The sequence below is a fragment of the Telmatobacter bradus genome (assembly GCF_048629425.1).
In the GTDB taxonomy this organism is placed as follows: Bacteria; Acidobacteriota; Terriglobia; order Terriglobales; family Acidobacteriaceae; genus Telmatobacter; species Telmatobacter bradus.
Genome location: NZ_CP184532.1, coordinates 4,273,890 through 4,292,292, shown reverse-complemented (window position 1 = coordinate 4,292,292; position 18,403 = coordinate 4,273,890). Strand labels below are relative to the sequence as shown.

Annotated in this window: 11 protein-coding genes; 1 reads left to right on the top strand and 10 read right to left on the bottom strand. The window is 59.3% G+C overall.

Annotated elements, in window-relative coordinates; genetic code table 11:
- The first annotated feature begins 134 nt into the window (after positions 1-134).
- Positions 135-2,564 (top strand): endopeptidase La, encoded by a 2,430-nt coding sequence (gene lon, locus ACOBR2_RS17605; protein WP_420237409.1) that lies wholly within the window; start codon positions 135-137, stop codon positions 2,562-2,564.
- A gap of 105 nt (positions 2,565-2,669) precedes the next feature.
- Here lon and ACOBR2_RS17600 read toward each other — a convergent pair whose 3' ends face one another.
- From ACOBR2_RS17600 to ACOBR2_RS17555, 10 genes are all read right to left on the bottom strand, one after another.
- On the bottom strand, positions 2,670-7,493 hold the full coding sequence (locus ACOBR2_RS17600) for a choice-of-anchor D domain-containing protein (RefSeq protein ID WP_420237408.1): 4,824 nt from the start codon (positions 7,491-7,493) through the stop codon (positions 2,670-2,672).
- 334 nt (positions 7,494-7,827) lie between these two features.
- Positions 7,828-9,225, bottom strand: coding sequence for a deoxyribodipyrimidine photo-lyase (locus tag ACOBR2_RS17595; protein WP_420237407.1), 1,398 nt, complete (start codon positions 9,223-9,225; stop codon positions 7,828-7,830).
- Positions 9,226-9,285: 60 nt separating this feature from the next.
- Positions 9,286-9,741 (bottom strand): hypothetical protein, encoded by a 456-nt coding sequence (locus tag ACOBR2_RS17590; protein ID WP_420237406.1) that lies wholly within the window; start codon positions 9,739-9,741, stop codon positions 9,286-9,288.
- The gene (locus ACOBR2_RS17585) at positions 9,734-10,999 is read right to left on the bottom strand and encodes a hypothetical protein (RefSeq protein ID WP_420237405.1); all 1,266 of its coding nucleotides are present in this window, start codon (positions 10,997-10,999) and stop codon (positions 9,734-9,736) included. Before ACOBR2_RS17585 ends, ACOBR2_RS17590 begins: the two co-directional genes overlap by 8 nt.
- 48 nt (positions 11,000-11,047) lie before the next feature.
- Positions 11,048-11,659, bottom strand: a complete 612-nt coding sequence (locus ACOBR2_RS17580) for a c-type cytochrome (protein WP_420237404.1) — start codon at positions 11,657-11,659, stop codon at positions 11,048-11,050.
- Positions 11,660-11,784: 125 nt separating this feature from the next.
- Positions 11,785-12,333: a DUF3341 domain-containing protein gene (locus ACOBR2_RS17575; protein WP_420237403.1), complete on the bottom strand. Its 549-nt coding sequence runs from the start codon at positions 12,331-12,333 to the stop codon at positions 11,785-11,787.
- A complete protein-coding gene (gene nrfD / locus ACOBR2_RS17570) occupies positions 12,330-13,685 on the bottom strand; it encodes an NrfD/PsrC family molybdoenzyme membrane anchor subunit (protein ID WP_420240033.1) in 1,356 nt (451 codons plus the stop codon). Before nrfD ends, ACOBR2_RS17575 begins: the two co-directional genes overlap by 4 nt.
- A gap of 59 nt (positions 13,686-13,744) precedes the next feature.
- Positions 13,745-16,768 (bottom strand): 4Fe-4S dicluster domain-containing protein, encoded by a 3,024-nt coding sequence (locus ACOBR2_RS17565; protein WP_420237402.1) that lies wholly within the window; start codon positions 16,766-16,768, stop codon positions 13,745-13,747.
- A complete protein-coding gene (locus ACOBR2_RS17560; protein WP_420237401.1) occupies positions 16,765-17,544 on the bottom strand; it encodes a cytochrome c3 family protein in 780 nt (259 codons plus the stop codon). Before ACOBR2_RS17560 ends, ACOBR2_RS17565 begins: the two co-directional genes overlap by 4 nt.
- A 286-nt stretch (positions 17,545-17,830) precedes the next feature.
- A complete protein-coding gene (locus tag ACOBR2_RS17555) occupies positions 17,831-18,190 on the bottom strand; it encodes a hypothetical protein (protein WP_420237400.1) in 360 nt (119 codons plus the stop codon).
- Positions 18,191-18,403 lie beyond the last annotated feature (213 nt).

Genomic DNA, 18,403 nt, shown 5'->3' with positions numbered 1-18,403 from the left:
GTGGGAATGTGTCGGAATACTCCTGCGGCCGGTTACCGCTTTCGGCTTTCCGCCGCTGTACAATCCGAAAAGGAAACCGCCGGGCTTGAAATCTTGAGCCAACCAAGAGCGTTGAATCCATGTAAGGAATGCTGATGACCCAAACCCGAGAGAAGAACGAAACCCGCAAGCTGCCCATGATGCCCATCCGGGACATGGTGATCTTTCCCTACATGATGACGCCCTTCGTGGTTGGCCGCGAATCGAGCGTACGTGCGCTTGAAGAGGCTTTGACCGGCGACCGCAAGATCTTTCTGGCCACCCAGCACGATGCCTCGATCGACGAGCCCAAGGCCAAGGACATCTATCAGGTGGGCGCCATCTGCAACATCGTGCAGAGCGTCAAAATGCCGGATGGCAACATCAAGGTGCTCGTCGAGGGCGTGGAGCGCGCCAAATCCTCGGAGGTGACCGACAGCGATGGCTTCTTTGTGGCCACGGTGCGCGTTGCCAAGGGGCAGTTTGAGGTGACCCCAGCCGCCGAACAGCTGATGCAGCGCGTTACAACGCTTTTTGAGCAGTACGTGAAGCTGCAGCAGTCGCTCAACTACGAGACGATTATTGCCACCGTGCGCATGGACGAGCCGGCCAAGCTGAGCGATACGATTGCCGCCAACCTGCAGCTGGGCATTGAAGAAAAGCAGGAACTGCTGGCCATCTTCGATCCGGCCTCGCGGCTGGCGCGCATTGCCGACGTACTCGACATTGAAATCGAGAAGCTCGATCTGGATCGCAACATACAGTCGCGTGTGAAGCGGCAGATGGAGCGGGCCCAGAAAGAGTACTACCTCAACGAGAAGATCAAGGCCATTCAGAAGGAACTGGGCCGCGGCGAAAAGAGCGAGTTCGACGAACTGCGCAAGAAGATCGAAGCCGCCGGTATGCCCAAGGATGTGCTGGAAAAGGCTATCCAGGAGCTGAAGAAGCTGGAGGCCATGCCGCCCATGTCGGCCGAATCCACCGTCAGCCGCAATTACATTGACTGGCTGCTGGCTGTGCCGTGGAAGAAAAAGAGCAAGGAGACGCGCTCCATCGAGTTTGCCGAAAAGATTCTGAACGAGGACCACTACGGGCTCGAAAAGATCAAGGAACGCATCTTGGAATTTCTGGCCGTGCGCCAGTTGGTGAAGAATCCCAAGGGTTCGATTCTGTGCTTTGTGGGACCTCCGGGCGTGGGCAAAACCAGCCTCGGTATGTCGATTGCCAAGGCCACCGGGCGCAAGTTCGTGCGTCTGGCTTTGGGCGGCGTGCGCGACGAGGCGGAAATCCGCGGCCATCGCCGCACCTACATTGGTGCACTGCCCGGCCAGATCATCCAGCATATGAAGCGCGCAGGAACCCGCAACCCGGTCTTCCTGCTCGACGAGGTGGACAAGATCAGCTCCGACTTCCGTGGCGATCCGGCCTCGGCGTTGTTGGAGGTGCTGGACCCCGAGCAGAACACCACTTTCCAGGATCATTATCTGGACGTGGATTACGATCTTTCCCAGGTGCTCTTCGTGGCCACGGCCAACGTGATGCACACCATTCCCGCCGCGCTGCAGGACCGCATGGAAGTGCTGCGTCTGCAGGGCTACACGGAGCAGGAGAAGCTGGAGATTGCGCGCCAGTACCTGATCAGCAAGCAGCGCGAGCAGACCGGCCTGAGCGAAAAGAACATCGTCTTCAAGGACGATGCGGTGCTCGAAATCATTCGCTACTACACGCGCGAGGCGGGCGTCAGAAACCTGGAGCGCGAGATTGGCAACGTCTGCCGCAAGGTGGCGCGGCGCGTGGTCAGGGATGGCGCCAAGTACAAGGCCGAGATCACGGCAGCCAGCATCAGCGAGTTCCTGGGCGTGGCCAAGTTCCGTGACTCCGAACTGCACGAGAAGAACGAGGTTGGTCTGGTGACGGGTCTGGCCTGGACGGAGGTGGGCGGCTGCATTCTGACCACCGAAGTACAGGTGCTGGACGGCAAGGGCAAGCTGACCGTGACCGGCCAGCTGGGCGACGTGATGCAGGAGTCGGCGCAGGCCGCGCTCAGCTACATTCGCGGTCGTGCCCAGGCGCTGGGGCTCACGCACGAGTTCTACCGCAATCTGGACATTCACCTGCACGTGCCCGAGGGAGCAATTCCCAAGGATGGTCCGTCGGCGGGCATTACCATGGCCACGGCGCTGGCTTCGGCGCTCTCCAAGGTTCCCGTACGGCGCGATCTGGCCATGACTGGCGAGATTACCCTGCGCGGCAAGGTGTTGCCCATCGGCGGACTCAAGGAAAAGCTGCTGGCGGCTTTGCGTGCCGGCATCTTTGAGGCGATTCTGCCCCGCGCCAATGAGAAGGACGTAATCGAGCTGCCTGACAACCTCAAGAAATCGATGAAGCTGCACTTTGTGGATTCGATGGACGAGGTGTTGGCGCTGGCGCTCGAAAGCCCGCTGCCGGGCCTGAAAGAAGAGGCCGAGGCTCTGGCTGCGGCTGTTCCCACGCCTCCGCCGACCATCCGCGCCAAAGCCAGCAAGCGCAGTTCGGCGCGGCAGTAAGAAATCTTCCCATCCAACAGAAAGGCCAGAGCCACTCAAGCTCTGGCCTTTTTTCTGCTTTCAGTTCTCAGTTGTTTTTTGGTCTACACCAATTCAGAAAATGCTTTAATCCACAGTCAGCGTTACCGAAACCGAGTGCGAGACGCCGATGCTGGTGACTGTGACCGGAATCGTATAGGTGCCGGTGGAAGTGGTGCCCTTGCTGCTGGCAATTCCTGCCGAAGCACAGCTGGTGGCAATGCCGGTCAGGATTCCCAGCAGTCCTAGCATGGCCACAAGGCGGCGGCGGGCTCGCCACCCCAGCGGCAGCATGAGCAGGCCGCAGAGCAGCGGCAGCGTACGTAGCAACCATGGGGAGCTGGAAGCGGGTTTGCGTGCATTGGCGGTGCTGCTGGTGGTGGTAATGCTCAGTGCGACTTGGCCGCTGGTGCCGGCCGCCGTGGTGACGCTTGCGGAAGCAAAGCTGCAGGCTGTGCCAGTCGGCAATGTGCCGCAGGCAAAGGTGTAGGTGTAGGTTCCCGTCACGTTGCTCAGTGTGTTGAAGGCAATGTTGTAGGTGGCAGTGGTGCCGGGAACCACCGTCTGCGTGCTGGAGCCGGAAAGGCTGGCCGCAAAGTCAAAGCCCACGCCGCTGAGCGAGACGTCGGCCGGGTCGGTTACGGTGCTGGAGGTGGCGATCATGGTGCCGCTGTAGCTGCCCACCGAAGTGGGCGTAAAGGTGACCGTTACGGTGCAGGAGGAGACCGCCGCCAGAGTACTGGCGCAGTTGTTCTTGGCTATGGCGAAGGGGGAAGAGATGCTGAGGCTGGGCGCGGCAATCGAATAAGCGCTGGTGTTGGAGAAGGTGAGGGTGGTGGCCGTGCTGGTCAGGCCTACGCCTACTCCGCTGCCGGGGCTGAAGGTAATGGAGCTCGGGATGACGGTGAGTGCGTTGGTCAGGATTGCGGAACCGTTGAGTGGAACGGCCACCGGGGTGACGCCCGTGGTGGCGGAGCTGACGGAAAGCGTGGCTGCGATGACGCCGGAGTCGGTAGGCGTGAAGACTACCTGCACTGTGCAACTGGCCCCAGCAGCAAGCGTCGCGCCGCAGGTGTTGTTCTCAAGCGAATAGCTGGCGGCGGCCACGCCGGTGATCTGGAAGCCCACACTGGCCATTGACACGGCGCCGTTGTTGGTGACGGTAAGCGTCTGCGGAGAACTGGTTACGCCCACCATGGTGTTGCTGAAGGTCATGTAGGTGGGTGAAACGCTGATGGTGGCTGCCTTCACGGCGGTACCGCTCAAGGAAACCGTCTGCGTTTGCAGCACGTCGCTCACGCTGAGTGTGCCGGAGATGGTTCCGATCTGCGTGGGGGCAAAGGTCACGGTGATCGAGCAGCTGGCACCGGCTGCCAAAATTGCCGTGCAGGTGTTCGACTCTTCATACTGCGTGGTGTTGAGCGAGAGCGCAATCGAAGTCAGGGGCACACCCCCGTTATTGGTCAGGGTAATGGTTTGCGCGCTACTTAATGAACCCACGGCCGTGGCGGCAAAGGTCAGTGAGGTGGCGCTGAGTGTGTCGGAGGCTGCGCTGACTCCCGTACCGCTCAGATCCACGGTCTGCGTGCCGGCGGTGTCGGCCATGGTGAGAACGCCTGTCAATGCGCCGGTGGTGGTGGGAGAAAATTCAATCTCCAACTGGCAGCTTGAACTGGCGTTCAGCGTCGTGCCTGAGCAGGTGTCGGAATAAAACGCAAACTGGGTGGAAGAGATGCTGACGCTGCTGATGGCCACCGCAGTTGTGCTGCTGCTGTTGGTGGCCGTCACCTGCAGGGTCGACGAAGTTCCACCTACCACTTCGCTGCCAAAGCTGAGGGTAGGCGGTGAAAGGCTCATGGTGCCCGCTACGGTGCCGGTGCCACTGAGCGGCACGCTGATCTGCCCACCTGAGACGTTGAGTTTGACCACCATGCTTCCAGTGATGGCCCCGACCGAGCCAGGCCGGAAGCTGACCGAGATGCTGCAGGTGGCATTGACGGCAGTCGTCTCGCTCGTGCAGTTATCGGATTCGAGAAAGTCGGTGGACGACATCTCGATAGCCGTGGGTGAAAGCACCTTCGATCCGCTATTGGTCAGGGTCACGGTCCGCGCTGCGCTGGTGCTGCCGTAAGGCTCATTGCCAAAGTCGAGGGAGGTGGGTACGACGGAGACGGAGGTCAGCGTTTCGTCGGCCGAGATCAGATCCGTCTCCCAGAGGCCGCGCCCGAAGGTTCCTGCCACCAGCACCTGATTGCTGGCCGTTGTCGGCGCGGCGCTGAGCGCAACCACCGGCGCCATCGGCAGGCCAGAGCCCAGCGCCGTCCAGCACTCGTAGGGTGCAGTTATGCAGGAAGAGAGGTCGCTGGTGTAGTAAACGCCCTCGTCGGTGGCCACGTAAACCGTGCCTGCATCCTGCGGATCAACTACTACGGCGTTGGCTGGCGAGATAGGCAGATTGGCTACAATGCTGGTCCACGTTGTGCCGCCATTGGTGCTGCGGTAGAGTGTCTGCACATCCGTTCCATCCGTGGTCTTGAAGCCCTCCACGGTTACATAGACAGTGTTGCCGGTGGTGTCGTGCGGATCAATGTAGATGCTGGAAATATCGTAGCCGTAGTAGTTCATCACCTTACTGTTGTTGGTCACCGCGTTGGTGATGTCAGTCCAGGTGGGATTGCTCGAAGCGGTGGTGTTGAAGATGGCTGTTAGAACATGCCCACCCAGATTGCCGCCGCCGTTCAGTGAGCCGTACATGCCCAGATAGATGACCTCGGTGGTGCTGGAAATCTGCATGGCCGCCATCGTGCGGATCTGTCCGTCTCCGTAGCAGGTGGAGGTGGACGAGCTGGTGTCGAGAATGCGGCTGATGGCGTTTGAGCTTGACCAGCCGCTGCCACTGGCCGGACCGCGCCAGACACGGCAGGTGGCAATCAGCAGATCGCTGTCGCTGAGCGGATCAACCATAAACGTTGCGGGTGCCGAGAGGTTGACGCCATCGCCGCTTACATCGGCGCTGTCAACCACCGGGCTGGTGCCAAAGTCCGACGCCGTGCAGGCCGTGGACTCATTGCACAGATAGATCGATACGCCCGCCTCGGCATCGTTTACGTACCACTTGTCGGTGTTGGTGGAGTCCACGGCCACCGGGCCGCCATAGCCGCTCAGGATCTGCGGCCAGTTGGTGGTGACGGCTGTTTCTTTTACGCCCGCCACGCCATTCACACCCAGTCCGGCCATCATCACATAGGGTGAGGTGAGCACCGGCGAGATCGACTCCACGTCGGCCAGCGAACCGAGTGAGCCATTCAGGTTTTGGTAATGGCTGGCATCGGCGGAGATGCAGGTGGTACCACTCTGGCCAATCTGGTCCATGGAGCGCCACAGGCCGCTGTCGTTGCCGATCAGGATCTCCTCGGTATTCGATGCGTTGAAGGTCAGCGCGTGTTGATAGGGGCCGACCATTGCCGTCATGCAGGTGCTGGTGTTGGTGGTGTTGCGCCAGTTCGTTGCGCAACCTGATGCCAGACTGCAACGCCACACGTCATCATCGCCAGCCAGCAGAATTGTGTCCTGCTCGTAGGGCACTGCGGCCAGAGCCAGTGTGTACAGGCCATCGACGATGCCTGCGGAATTGCCGTTCACCGTGGACTCCAGCAGGCTGGTGTTGATCTGCGTAGCAAAAGAAACCGTACTGCTGGAGCAAGAGCCACTGCTCAGCGAACAACTATCTCGCCAGAGTCCCTGATCGACGCTGGCGCTGTTCACCGTCCAGGCAAAGGTGTCGCCGGTCGTCGGATTCACGGCTAGCGTGCCGCGATAGATGGGGCAGCCGGTGGAACCAGTGGTGCCGCTGTTGGTGGGGCAGAGTGTGGTGGTCAGACTCGATCCGGGCTGCGAACTCAGGCGAGTCCAGGTGATGCCGTCCGACGATTGATAGTAGCCGTGATAGCGCACCGCCGCAAAAAACATCTTCCGGATAGGATTCCACACCACCGAAGTCACTGCATTGCCATCGGTGCCGGCGATCGTCATCAGCGGCCCCTGCACGACCGCGCTGCTGCTGTCTTCGATGGTGGCCAGGTGCCATGTAACTCCGGCATCGGGCGAGTAGTAGAGCCCCCGGCTGCTGTTGCCTGTCTGCACCGCATTGACCAGCGAAGCCTCATATGCATCAGAGACGGCGGCTACCACCAGCGCGGTGTTGCTCGTGCTCCAGGCAAATCCTGCAAAGCCCTCGCCGAGGAAGCTGAAGTCGGAGATGCCCAGGCTGTCTTCGTAGTCTTTGGTTTTGGGAATCAGAATCCAGGTGTTTCCGCCGTCGGCGGAGCGCAGAATCCCCGCGCCGTAATAGGACGAGCTTAGATCGTTCGTATCGCCGGTACCGGCCAGCACCACGTCGGCATTGCCTGGCTGCACGGTGACTGCGCCTATGCTGATGGAGGCGTCGGTGGCGCTATCAAGTGCGGAGAGGGAATCGGTAAGCGCGGTGAAGACCACCGAGCTGGCGCTGGAGGTGGCTGCATTCGACGACTCCCACACGCCGCCGCCGGTGGTGCCAATGTACACATGATTGCCGGTGGAATCGTTGGGATCAAGGGCGATGGAGGTCACACGCCCCGTGACCAGTCCGAAGTTTGTCGAAGTAACTGCTGTGGGTCCAAGCGCGGTCCATGCGGAGGTGGTGCCGCTGCTCAGCGCATGCACGGCAAGCTGCGCTGTGGCCTGAGCCGTCGTGTTTTTCTGGCTGGTCTGTGCCCGCACCGGAATGCCCGAGGTCGGCGACCAACCACGGCGGGCCAGGAAACGGCGCATCTGCCGCGCCTGCGGTGGTTCTGCGGCAGTTGCAAGCGCGGTTGCCTTCTGTTGTGCGTGGCACGGCCAGCACGACAGCATGCAAGCAAGAACATGCATCAGAAGAAGCGGAAGATACTTATGGCTGACAAGGGGTTGCGGGCGTTGGTGGAGAAGCCCCCTGCAGTTGTTATTAAAGCAAGCACTCACTTGCACTCCTGTTCCGCCTCTTGTTTCCCCCTCTTGCTCATCCTCTAAGGGGGATGATCTTGAGACCTATGGAAATCAAGCATGCGAAACAAACAGTGCTGGGAGTACAACCGCGCTCATTATAGGCTGATTTCACGGCGCTATGGATGGTTTTTTCAGGGAAGAGAGATTAGATTTTCTGCCGCGTAAGTCAGAAAGAAGTTTCATGGGAAACGGGATTTTTTCGCGCAAAAATTCTGCTGATTCAGCGCGCGCTCCAGCGCCGGATGTAGCTGGTAGCGTCGAATTTTTTGGCAAGCGACTTTCCGCTCATGGGCCGCACCAGACCGAAGACGGGTTTGTTAAACCATGGTCGGTCGTGTCGTCCGACAATCGCCCAGGCAACGCCCGCATAGCCGTTGGCGTCGCGCCCATCCAGCTCATAGCGGTCGTTCAATTCAACCGCCCAGGCAAAGGCCCGCTCCGGATCGGGCGCCCACTCCAGGATTTTCTTGGCCCAGTACATGCGCATGTAGTTGTGCATCCAGCCGCTTTCGACCATCTGCTGCTGGGCAGCGTTCCACAACTCATCGGCTGTTTCGGCGCGCTCCAGTTTTGCGAGCGTGTAGCGGTGCGGTCGCGCATCGCCGGTGTGCTCAATCAGAGTTTTGCGGGCCCACGGTGCAGCGCATTCCCATGTGTCGTAGTTGGGTTCATGGCGCACGAATAGTACGGAAAGCTCACGCCAGGCAATCACCTGCTCAAGGAATTTTTCCGCGGCCCAGTTCGTCGCCTGTCCTTCTGCCGCGGCCTGCCGTACGGCCAATGCAATCCGCACCGGAGAAATGTTGCCAAAGTGCAGATAAGGCGACAGACGGCTGGTTCCACGCAACTCGGGATGATTGCGCTGCTCGTCGTAGTCGGCTAGTCCGGTGTGCACAAAGGTGTCCAGCAGCTTGAGCGCCGCATGAGTGCCGCCGGTAAAGCTGTCCACCGGGGCGATGCGACGGTCCAGTTGGGTAAAGCCCTCGGTAATGTCGGCAGTGAGAGAAAAACTTTCCGGTGCTTTCTCAGGTTCCCACAACTTGAGCGGCTTGAGATTCTCTGGCGCGACAAGGAATTTTTCCAGTTGCGTTTTCAGATGCGGGCGGAAGTGATGCAGTAGCACAAAGCTGCGATTGAATATCTTCGAGGGAACGACCACATCCGCATCGACCGTCCAGAAGGGCAGCTTGAGCCTGCGCCCGAGCACCTGCCGCCAGCGCTCCGGCTCTCTGCATGGATTTTCATCGCCCACCACCAGCGCGGCCTGCACTTCTTCCAGAAAGCCTTCGAGCGTAGCCCCTTTGCCGCCGGGCAGCGCGCGTCGCACCACAAAGCCCACCCCGCGCTCGGCGGCGTCGGCCTCGGTATCCACAAGAGCCTGCTGCAGAAAGTGATAATGGCGCAGATTGGCGTTGGGGTAGTTGGGAATCACCTGAAAGTAGACGACCACCGGCAGACCGAGCAGGTTGGCGGCTTCAATGGCAACATCGAGCGCCGGATTATCGTCGATACGCAGCGCGCGTTGCATCCAGTAGACGACGCAGCGGGCTGGCGTGCGGGTCTCTCCAGCGCGTCGCACCGTCACTCGAGGCTGATCTGCCAGTTGCGCCAGTTCCATCGTCGGCTCACCTGCTTCTCTGATTCAACAAACTGCCAGCAGATTCAATTGTGCCGCAGATTATCTTTGTGCATCGAGTGCCGTCGGTGCGTAGCCGTCCGTGAGCGGCGCACTTGTCTGCAGCGGTTTTTCGCCCTTGAGCAGCGCATGCTTCTGCTTGGCGTCTTCCACCGGAAGACCGCGCTCCACGGTTAATTCCATGGCGCGCTCAATGGGAATGCGCACTTTGGTGTGCGCCGCATCGGCCCAGGTGTAGTTGTTCAGCAGCAGATCCTCACGCCCGTGCAAATCCACAAGATCCGGCTTCTCGCTCGTGTCGGGCTCAGGGAGCGGTCTGCCCAGTGCGACCAAATATTTCTGTTCTTCCGTGCTGGTCTGCGGCGGTATTGCGGAGGATGTTTTCTGCAGCTTTTCATACGCTGCATGCAGACCCATTCCAGCTAGTGCAACAATAAGGCACAGCACTGTGATTGAGACAGGAGCAACCATCCGACTGATCGGATTCTGCTTAATCATGTTCGCCCTCCTCGCACCTGTGCCAGAGCGGATCGTTGATGGGAAGCAGTGGCCGGGATTGAAGCTGGGCAAGAAAGTATGCGGTCCAGAGTGCAACCATCGCTATAGGAACGGCGACGTATTCGAGCAGTCCCCAGCTGAAGTGCAGGTTGCGTGCTGCGTCTTTGAAGCTCGGTTCGATCATCCAGAAGAGATCGAAGGCCCGCGCAAAAAGGATCCATGCGCAGACGGCCATCAGCCGCTTGCGATTCCGCTTCAAGTCGCGCGAAAGCAGCAGAAGAAACGGTACCAGCCACGCAAAGATGCAGTCGAGCGCCATGATCGCGCTCCAGACTCCGCGCATGCGATCCAGATACCACGAAGCCTCCTCTGGCAGATTGCCCGACCACACGATGAGGAACTGCGAAAAGGCCAGATAGACATTCAACATTACAAAGGCAAACACCATCTTGCCCATATCGTGCTGCTCGTCGATGCGCAAAACAGTTTTGTACGGATCATCCTTGGCCAGCGCCAGAACAGTGAACGTGGCCAGCGCCAGCGCCTGGGAAGCAAGCCCTACCAGCAACAGCAGACCAAAGATCGACGAGGCCCATGTGACATCGAGCGACATGATCCAGTAGAGGGTGGCTGCCGTTACCGTCAGCACTACAACCACTAGCCCCGGAGCACTGTACCGCGCGAGTTTGCTCAACCAGTGCGCGGCGTTTTCGCGCAGATCCTCATCGGCTTTTTGCGCTAGACGATGGAGCCTCCACGCGAAAAACGACCACGCTGCAAAACAGACCAGACTGGCAACGACAAAGGCCGTGGGGTTGAGCAAGACGCGCTTGAACTCAATGCAATGGGCCTGTGCAGAGTTGATCAGATCTGCGCGAAGCGCAGCGTTCGCATCTGCAATGCGCGCCCACAGATAAAGCCTTTTCATGGCGCAGACAACAACGATCCAATACACAAAGACCAGCGGCAAGGTGCGGCTCATTGCCTCCAGCGGGCGGCGCAGCAACAGACTCCAGTGGCCACTGGCGCAGTACTGCACCATCAGCAGCGCCAGACCGCCCACGGCAAATCCAAAGACAAAGACAAAGCCCAGAAGCCACGCCCGGAGCAGATGCTCGGTGGAGTTTTCCGCTACCGCTAGAAGAGCAGCCGCAAGTGCGCCCAGCAATGCAACCAGTAGCGCACGACGCTGCCACACGCGCAGGTGCGCGGGAGCTTTTACTACTTCTGGCAGCGATCTGCTTTCCTGCTTCAGCATCTTCCTCTTTCGATCTTTTTTTAGCTTCCAGCCTCTAGCTTCTAGCACCTAGAACCTAGCACCTGTGCCTTCTTTTGCAGGTACAGGCACAGGCGGGACGGGCCAGGGTTGCGCATACTCCGGGTGCCCTTTGGCTGCGGCCACGTCTTTCAATTCCTTGACTGCAACACCAGCAGGGACGTCGGAGGGATTTGCGGCCTGACTCAACTGCAGCGCGCGCACGTAGGCCGCAACTGCCCAGCGATCTTCCACTGAGATCTGCGTCGCATACTCTGGCATGGCGTTGTAGCCGTGGCTGATGACGTAATAGTAATGCGACAAAAGTTGCGAGAGGCGCACTTGATCGTTCAGGTTCGCGGCGCGCGGGAATCCACGCTGCACGGTTTCGCCCAATCCATTGCCCACGCGGGAGTGGCAGGGCGCGCAGTACACATTGAACTGTTCCTGTCCGCGCCGAAGCACCTGCATTGTGACTGGGAAGGGCATGATCTCCAATTCTTTTTTGTAGCCAGCGTCTCCGGCCACCACACCAGTGTGGTCGTAATCGTCAGCTTCAGCCTGAGTGCGCGCAACTGTATGCGCGGGCTGCGGACGCGCTCCGCGACGATCGTCAAAGAGTGCTGAACCACGCAGTGGAGGAAGCTTGGGCTGGTCCTGCATTTCATGACGGCAACCAACGATCTGCAGTAAAAAAAACAGCAGCAGGAGTGCAAACAGATTGTATCTCTGTTTTCGACTCTCTATCCTCTGCTCTCTGTCCTCTGTCCTCTGTCCTCCGGCGCAGTTCATTCCTCCACCTCTACGACAGAGCAGGGAGCAAATTCGACCAGGTATTTGCGCGTCTCTTCGCGTTCAAATTTTGCATCTTTGGCTTCAAGGCAGAGAAAGAATCTGTCGCTGCTTGCCCGTGTGCGGAAGTTCTTGGCGTTGAAGACAGGATGATAGAGTTCGGGAAGCTTGTTGAGCACAAGCATGGCAAAAAATGCAGCGAGTCCAGCGCACAGGATTGTACCTTCAAAGACAGGAACCACGAAGGCGGGCCACGAGTTCAGCGGTCTTCCGCCGATGTTCAGCGGATAAGCCACAGCCGAAACCCACCACGTGAGTAGTGCCGTTGCCATCAGGCCGAAGAGGCCGCCGAGCAAGGTAAACAACGCAACGGAATTGTGCTCGCAGTCAAGGACTTCCGCCGCTTCTGCAATGGGAAACGGTGAGTAGCAGTCCATCCTTTTCCAGCCGTCGCTGCGAGCCTTGCGCACGGCAACCACAAGTTCTGTGGAAGTTTCAAACTCCGCCAGCAGGCCGTAAATTTGCACGTTCTTTTGTGCCTTCATCGCACGGCCTCCTTCACGCGGGATTCAGGGAGCATGGCACGTACTTCATTCATGGGAACGATGGGCAGAAGACGCACGAAGATCAGGAAGAGTGCGAGGAAGAGGCCAAGCGTGCCTGCGTACGTAAGCCAGTCCCAGAGCGTGGGTTTGTAACTTCCCCAGGCTGAGGGAACGTAGTCGCGTTCGAGGCTCGTGACCACGATGACGAAGCGCTCCAGCCACATGCCTACATTTACCACAATCGACAGGCAGAACATGAAGGCAAGATTGGTGCGCAGGCGGCGCGACCAGAGCGTGGTCAGCGGCACAATCAGGTTGCAGACGATCAGCAGCCAGTAAATCCAGGCCTGTGGACCGAAGGCGCGGTTCCACATCATGAAGGCTTCAGTGGGCGAGGCCGAGTACCAGGCCATGAAGGCCTCCATCATGTAGCCGTAGGCGACGATGAGTCCGGCGGTCAGCATGATCTTGCCCATGTTATCAATGTGCTTGCGTGTGACGAGCGATTCAAGTTTGTAGAACCGGCGCAGTGGAATCGCCAGCGTTACAACCATGGCCATGCCGGAGTAGATTGCGCCCGCCACAAAATACGGCGGGAAGATGGTCGAGTGCCAACCGGGCAGCAGGCTAACCGCAAAGTCGAAGCTGATGACGGTATGCACGCTGAGCACCAGCGGCGTGGCCAAGCCGGCGAGCAGAAGCGTGGTGGTTTCATAACGCGCCCAGTGCCGCGCGGAGCCGCGCCAGCCAAGGCTCAGTAGGCCATAGGCAATCTGCGCGGGACGGGCTTGTGCACGGTCACGCAGCGTGGCAAAGTCGGGAATCATGCCCACATACCAGAAGACGATGGAGAGCGTGGCATAGGTGCAGACGGCAAAGACATCCCACAAGAGTGGTGAGCGGAACTGCGGCCACATCTGCATTGAATTTGGATAGGGAAAGAGCCAGTAGAAGAGCCACGGACGGCCCAGGTGAATCACTGGAAACAGTCCCGCGCAGACTACGGCGAAGACCGTCATGGCCTCGGCGAAGCGGCTGATGGAGTTGCGCCAACGTTGGCGGAAGAGCAGCAGGATCGCGGAGATCAGCGTGCCTGCGTGCCCAATGCCGATCCACCAGACGAAGTTGACGATGGCCAGTCCCCAGGCCACCGGCTGATTCACGCCCCATATGCCTATGCCACGCAAAAAAAGCACGGCAAGCGAAACGAGCAGCAGCAGAACAAGCGCACCAGCGACGGCCATCAGCACCATCCAGCCCTGCGGCGTACGCGGCGCAAGCGCAATGGAGGTGATCTTCTCCGTGATGGAGCGCAGGCTCTGCCCGGGCGCGATCAAGCGCGACTTGTTGATTGCAGAATCGCGTCCTGCATGGACTGCCGTGCGGTTTTGTTTTTGCTGTTCGTCCACGGCTAACTCTTCCGCTGCATTGTGCTGAAAGTTTTTTCTGCTAGTTCCGGATTCGGGTTGCTCACAGCGGCTACATAGGTGGTGCGTGGCCGCGTATTCAGTTCGCCCAGCACCGCGTAGCTGCGTTCGCCTGCTCGGGCCAGCGCTATCGCACTCTCTTTATTGTTGAGGTTGCCAAAGGTGATGGCCTGCGCGGGACAGGCTTGCTGACAGGCGGTTTCAATCTCTCCATCGGCAACGGGACGGTTCTGTTTTTCGGTTTCGATCTTTGCGGCGTTGATGCGCTGCACACAGAAGCTGCATTTTTCCATCACGCCGCGCGAGCGCACACTCACGTCGGGGTTACGCATCAGCTTCAGCGCTTCCGTCTCGTCGTCGGAGTAGTGAAGATAATTGAAGCGCCGCACTTTGTAGGGGCAGTTGTTGGCGCAATAGCGTGTGCCTACGCAGCGATTGTAGGTCATCGTGTTCAGCCCCTCGGGTGAATGCGTGGTGGCACTCACCGGGCAGACCTGTTCGCAGGGTGCGTTCTCGCAGTGCTGGCAGGCCATGGGCTGAAAGTGCGCGCGGGGCTCTGCGGACTCGTCTCCCTTGCTGGTTTCGAAGTAAGTATCGATGCGCAGCCACTGCAGACTGCGGCCCAACCGCACCTGCTGCTTGCCTACGACTGCAATATTGTTTTCGGCATAGCAGCCTACGATGCAGGCGTTGCAGCCCGTGCAGCTGTTCAGGTCAATCGACATGGCCCACGCATTGTCCTTGTACTCCCAGGCGGGAAGCATGGAATCGTGCGCGGAATCCCTTTGCGCAAAGCGGAGATTGTTTTTGTACTGCTCAAGCGTGGCACTGCGCACAATGCTGCGTTCGCCGAGTGCTTCGTCTGCTTTCAGCGAATCTTCTTCGTGCTCGTGCGCATGCTCTATGGGACTGTTCGCAATCGCCAATCCCCAAGGACCTTCCACTTTGCGCATGGAGCCTGTGGCACACCACGGTGAGGACGAGAGCTGGATTTGGTAGGCATTGAAGCCTGCACCCGCTGCTACGCGGCCAAAGCTGCGGCCCGAACCAAGGTGCACCGTTACGGAATTTTCTGGATGGCCTGTTGCCACGAGGACCGGCGCTTTTACTCTGCACGCGCCCACGCAAAGTTCCACGACATCGCCATCGCTCAGGCCATACTTCGCAAGCGTTGCGGCAGAGGCGAGGGCGGCATTGTCCCAGCACAGGCCGGTAAGCGGTCGGGGAACTTCCTGCAGCCATGCGACGTTCGAAAAGCGGCCATCGTAGAGATGCGGATCGAGGCGAAAGATGATTTCGAGATTTTCTGTCGGAGCTGCGGGAGTGATGGTCTGCAAGTCTGGCCGGATTGCTGCCGGAGTTGTCGGCTGATTCACGAACCCCGTTTCTGCAATCCATCCCGTGTGCAAAGCTGTGCGCCAGTTCTGTTCAAAGTCGCCATTCTCGGAAAGCGTCTCGCGCCATGTTTCCCGAATCGCATCGTAGGGGCTCAGACCCGGCTCCGCCAGCAACGCCTGCAAAAACTGGTGCGCCGTTTTGCCGCCGTAGAGCGGATCGATCATCGGCTGCACGATGGACGCTGTGCCGTCATAGGCCCGCGCATCGGTCCACATCTCCAGGAAGTTTGCCGCCGGAATGTGCCAGTCGGCCATCTGCCCAGTTTCATCGCAATGCTCGCCGAGGTGAATCACTGTCCGGGCTTTTTTGATTGCGGTGCTGAAGCCAAGGTCGGCAGGCGTTGCGTAGACGGGATTGGCGTTCAGAATCACCATCCAATCGACTTTGCCCGCGTACAGAGCGCCGATGAGCGCTGCAAGTTCGGCGCGTTGATCGCTTAAAATTAGACCGGAATTTTCCTGTGGCAGAGAAACGGTTTTGCCGAGGTTATTCAAGGTGGTGTTGATGCGTTCGGTGATTTGTTGCACGGAACGATCCTGATAGAGCCCGGGAATCACCACACAACGGCCCGCATGCATCTTCAGATCCTTGGCGAGAGCTTGCAAAAAAAATTTCTGCTCATCACTCCACGTATGCGCAGGAGGGTGCACGTCCGCTACGCCAAGCAGCTTGGCAAGCTCTGCGGTAAAGGCGGGAATCTCGCTGGCACGCAGAGTCAAGCGGTGCTCGGCCTTCATGCCCGTAGTGGTAGGCGTGGATTCGACGGCATAGAGACGGTTCAGATGCGATGGATCTTTTCTGCGCTCGGCATACTCGCGGGTGAGCTTGTGAAAGCCAGGGAAGGCCGCACCGGAAAGAAAATCCGCATCGAGTGAGAGGATGACATCGGCTTGCGTCAGATCGTAAACAGGCTGAGCGCTTCCTGCCTCGAGCGTTGTGCCCGCAACCGCTGGATCGTACTGAATGAGCTTTGCTTGTGGCAGTGCAGTCTGTACGGCACGCCACTGACGAGCCAGCGTGGGTGAGAGGATGGTGGTGCTCAGAAAGTAGACGCCGTGGCCATTGCCAGTGGCCAGCAGATGATCACGAAAGCCAAGAGCAAATTCGTTCCAGGTGCGCGGCTGGCTGCGATAGAGCACCTGCTGTGAGCGGTCGGGATCATAGAGCGCCAGCAATGCGGCCTGCGAAAATACATCAGATGTGCCGCGATTGTAGCTGTGCTCGGGATTGCCATCGATCTTGATGGGGCGATACTCTTCGCACTTGACCAGCAGCGGCACTGCACCGGTGGGCAGCGGATGGGCAGTGGCAAAATAGTTCGGCTTGCCGGGGATGAGGTCTTCTGGCTGACGCGCGTAGGGGTAGATGGTTTCACGCGGCGGACGGGTGCAGGCACTCATGCCGGCCAGCGCCGCAGAGGCTCCCATCGCCTTCAGAAAACCGCGGCGAGAAACCGCGTTGCTTTCGGAATCTTCCTGCGCAGCACCGCGCAGGAGGGATTGCAGCGAGAAAAATCCCGCCGTTTTTGCGTCTGCTTGCGGCACGACCGAAGTCGTTCCCTGACACAAAGCAGGCTCCCGCAGAGATTGTTGCTCTCTCTCTTTGCTCATCGGTGGCAGACCTCGCAACTGGAGAGTTCCTGCGCCGTGCGGATGCGGTAATGCTCCGCAAGAAAGCGGCCCAGCGCATCCTGACTGGTAAACGCAGCGTAGCCTGTGCCGCCCGGGCTGGGCTGCTGTGTGGCGCAGCGCACGCTCTCGGAGGTGGGCATTCCAGGCTGTTCGTTGGCTACTGTGCACCAGACGGGGTGCGCCACAGTGGGCTGCTGCCAGGTCATGTTGTAAATCTCGCTGGTGGGGCGCAGGTTTTTGGCCGGGTTGCGATGGCAGTCCAGGCACCACTGCATCTGCAGTGAAGCATCGCTGCGCATTACGGCCATCTGGTCCACGCGGCCATGGCAGGTGGCGCAGCCTACGCCTTTGGCTACGTGAATCTCATGGCTGAAGAAAACAAAGCCCGGCAGATTGTGCACGCGGGTCCACGGAATCGGCTGGCCGGTGGTCCAGCTTTGGCGCGCTGGTTCGAGCGCTTCAGCGTTGGACTGGACCTGCGCATGGCAGTTCATGCAGATTTTGGTGGGCGGAATGCCGGCGTAGCTGGAGCGCTCAACCGAGGTGTGGCAGTAGAGGCAATGAATGCCCAGCACCTGCACATGATGCTTGTGGCTGAAGGCGACAGGCTGCGGGGGTCGCTCGCCCTGGCGCGTCAGTAAAGATGAGCCCTGCGCCCAATAAAGTCCCAGAGCGAGAAAGACAATCGTCAGCCCGGCAAGGACGAACCCCTTGCGCGTCCGTGCATTCGCTTTGCGGCTGAAGATTTGCGCCATGTGCGTATCGAACCCGGTGGCGGCCAGACCTGTGCGGAAGACCCGGGAAGAGGGCTGGCACCGTTCTTCAATTTAGACTGCAACCATTACACCACAGCGGGAAATTTCTGGTGAAGACGGTGCGGAAAACTACCCGGGCGGGCAGTGTATGGGTGCGGGCAGCAGGGCTTGTTCCAGGCCAGAAGGCCTTCTTGTTTGAGCTGTTTTTCAGAAGCCTGAAGGCCCCTGCTCCTTCCAGAAATTGAAGAGACAGTTCTGAAAGAGCAGGGGGTAGGTCACCACGCTTTTAGGCGCGCCAGAGGGCCATGACCAAGCCACCGGCCACCACCAGCGTGCCGCCCACGTAAATGGGCAGGCTCGGTGATTGGCCAAAGCGGACCTTGTTGAGCACCTGGGCCAGCACGAAGAAGAAGACAACGTAGACGCCGATCAGGCGGCCGAAGTCCCAGCGGGGCAGGTTGACGGTGGCACCGTAGCAGGTCAGCACCACGGCTCCGGCCACAATGGCTGCCGTGCGCTGCCAGCCGCTGGAGCGGTAGAAGGCGGTTTGAAAGAGCGAATCGCCGAATGCTTCAAGAAAGGCGGCCACGGCCAGCACCGCCAGAGCTCCCGACGCGCTGCGCGTCAGACGATCGACAAACTCCATAATGAATGACCTCCAGATGAAATGGAATCTCCGGCCAGGCCGGCAGAAGGGGCTGACGGCCTGTCAGCATCCATACTGGCCCCAGCATGGCAGTATGGAGATGAGGATTCCATGGAGTTCTTCATGGGATTCCGCTTTGGCTATGCAGTAAAATGCAGGCAAGATTTTCTGATCTCAGGCACAGATTGAGTCGTTCGGCAGTGCGGTTTTCCT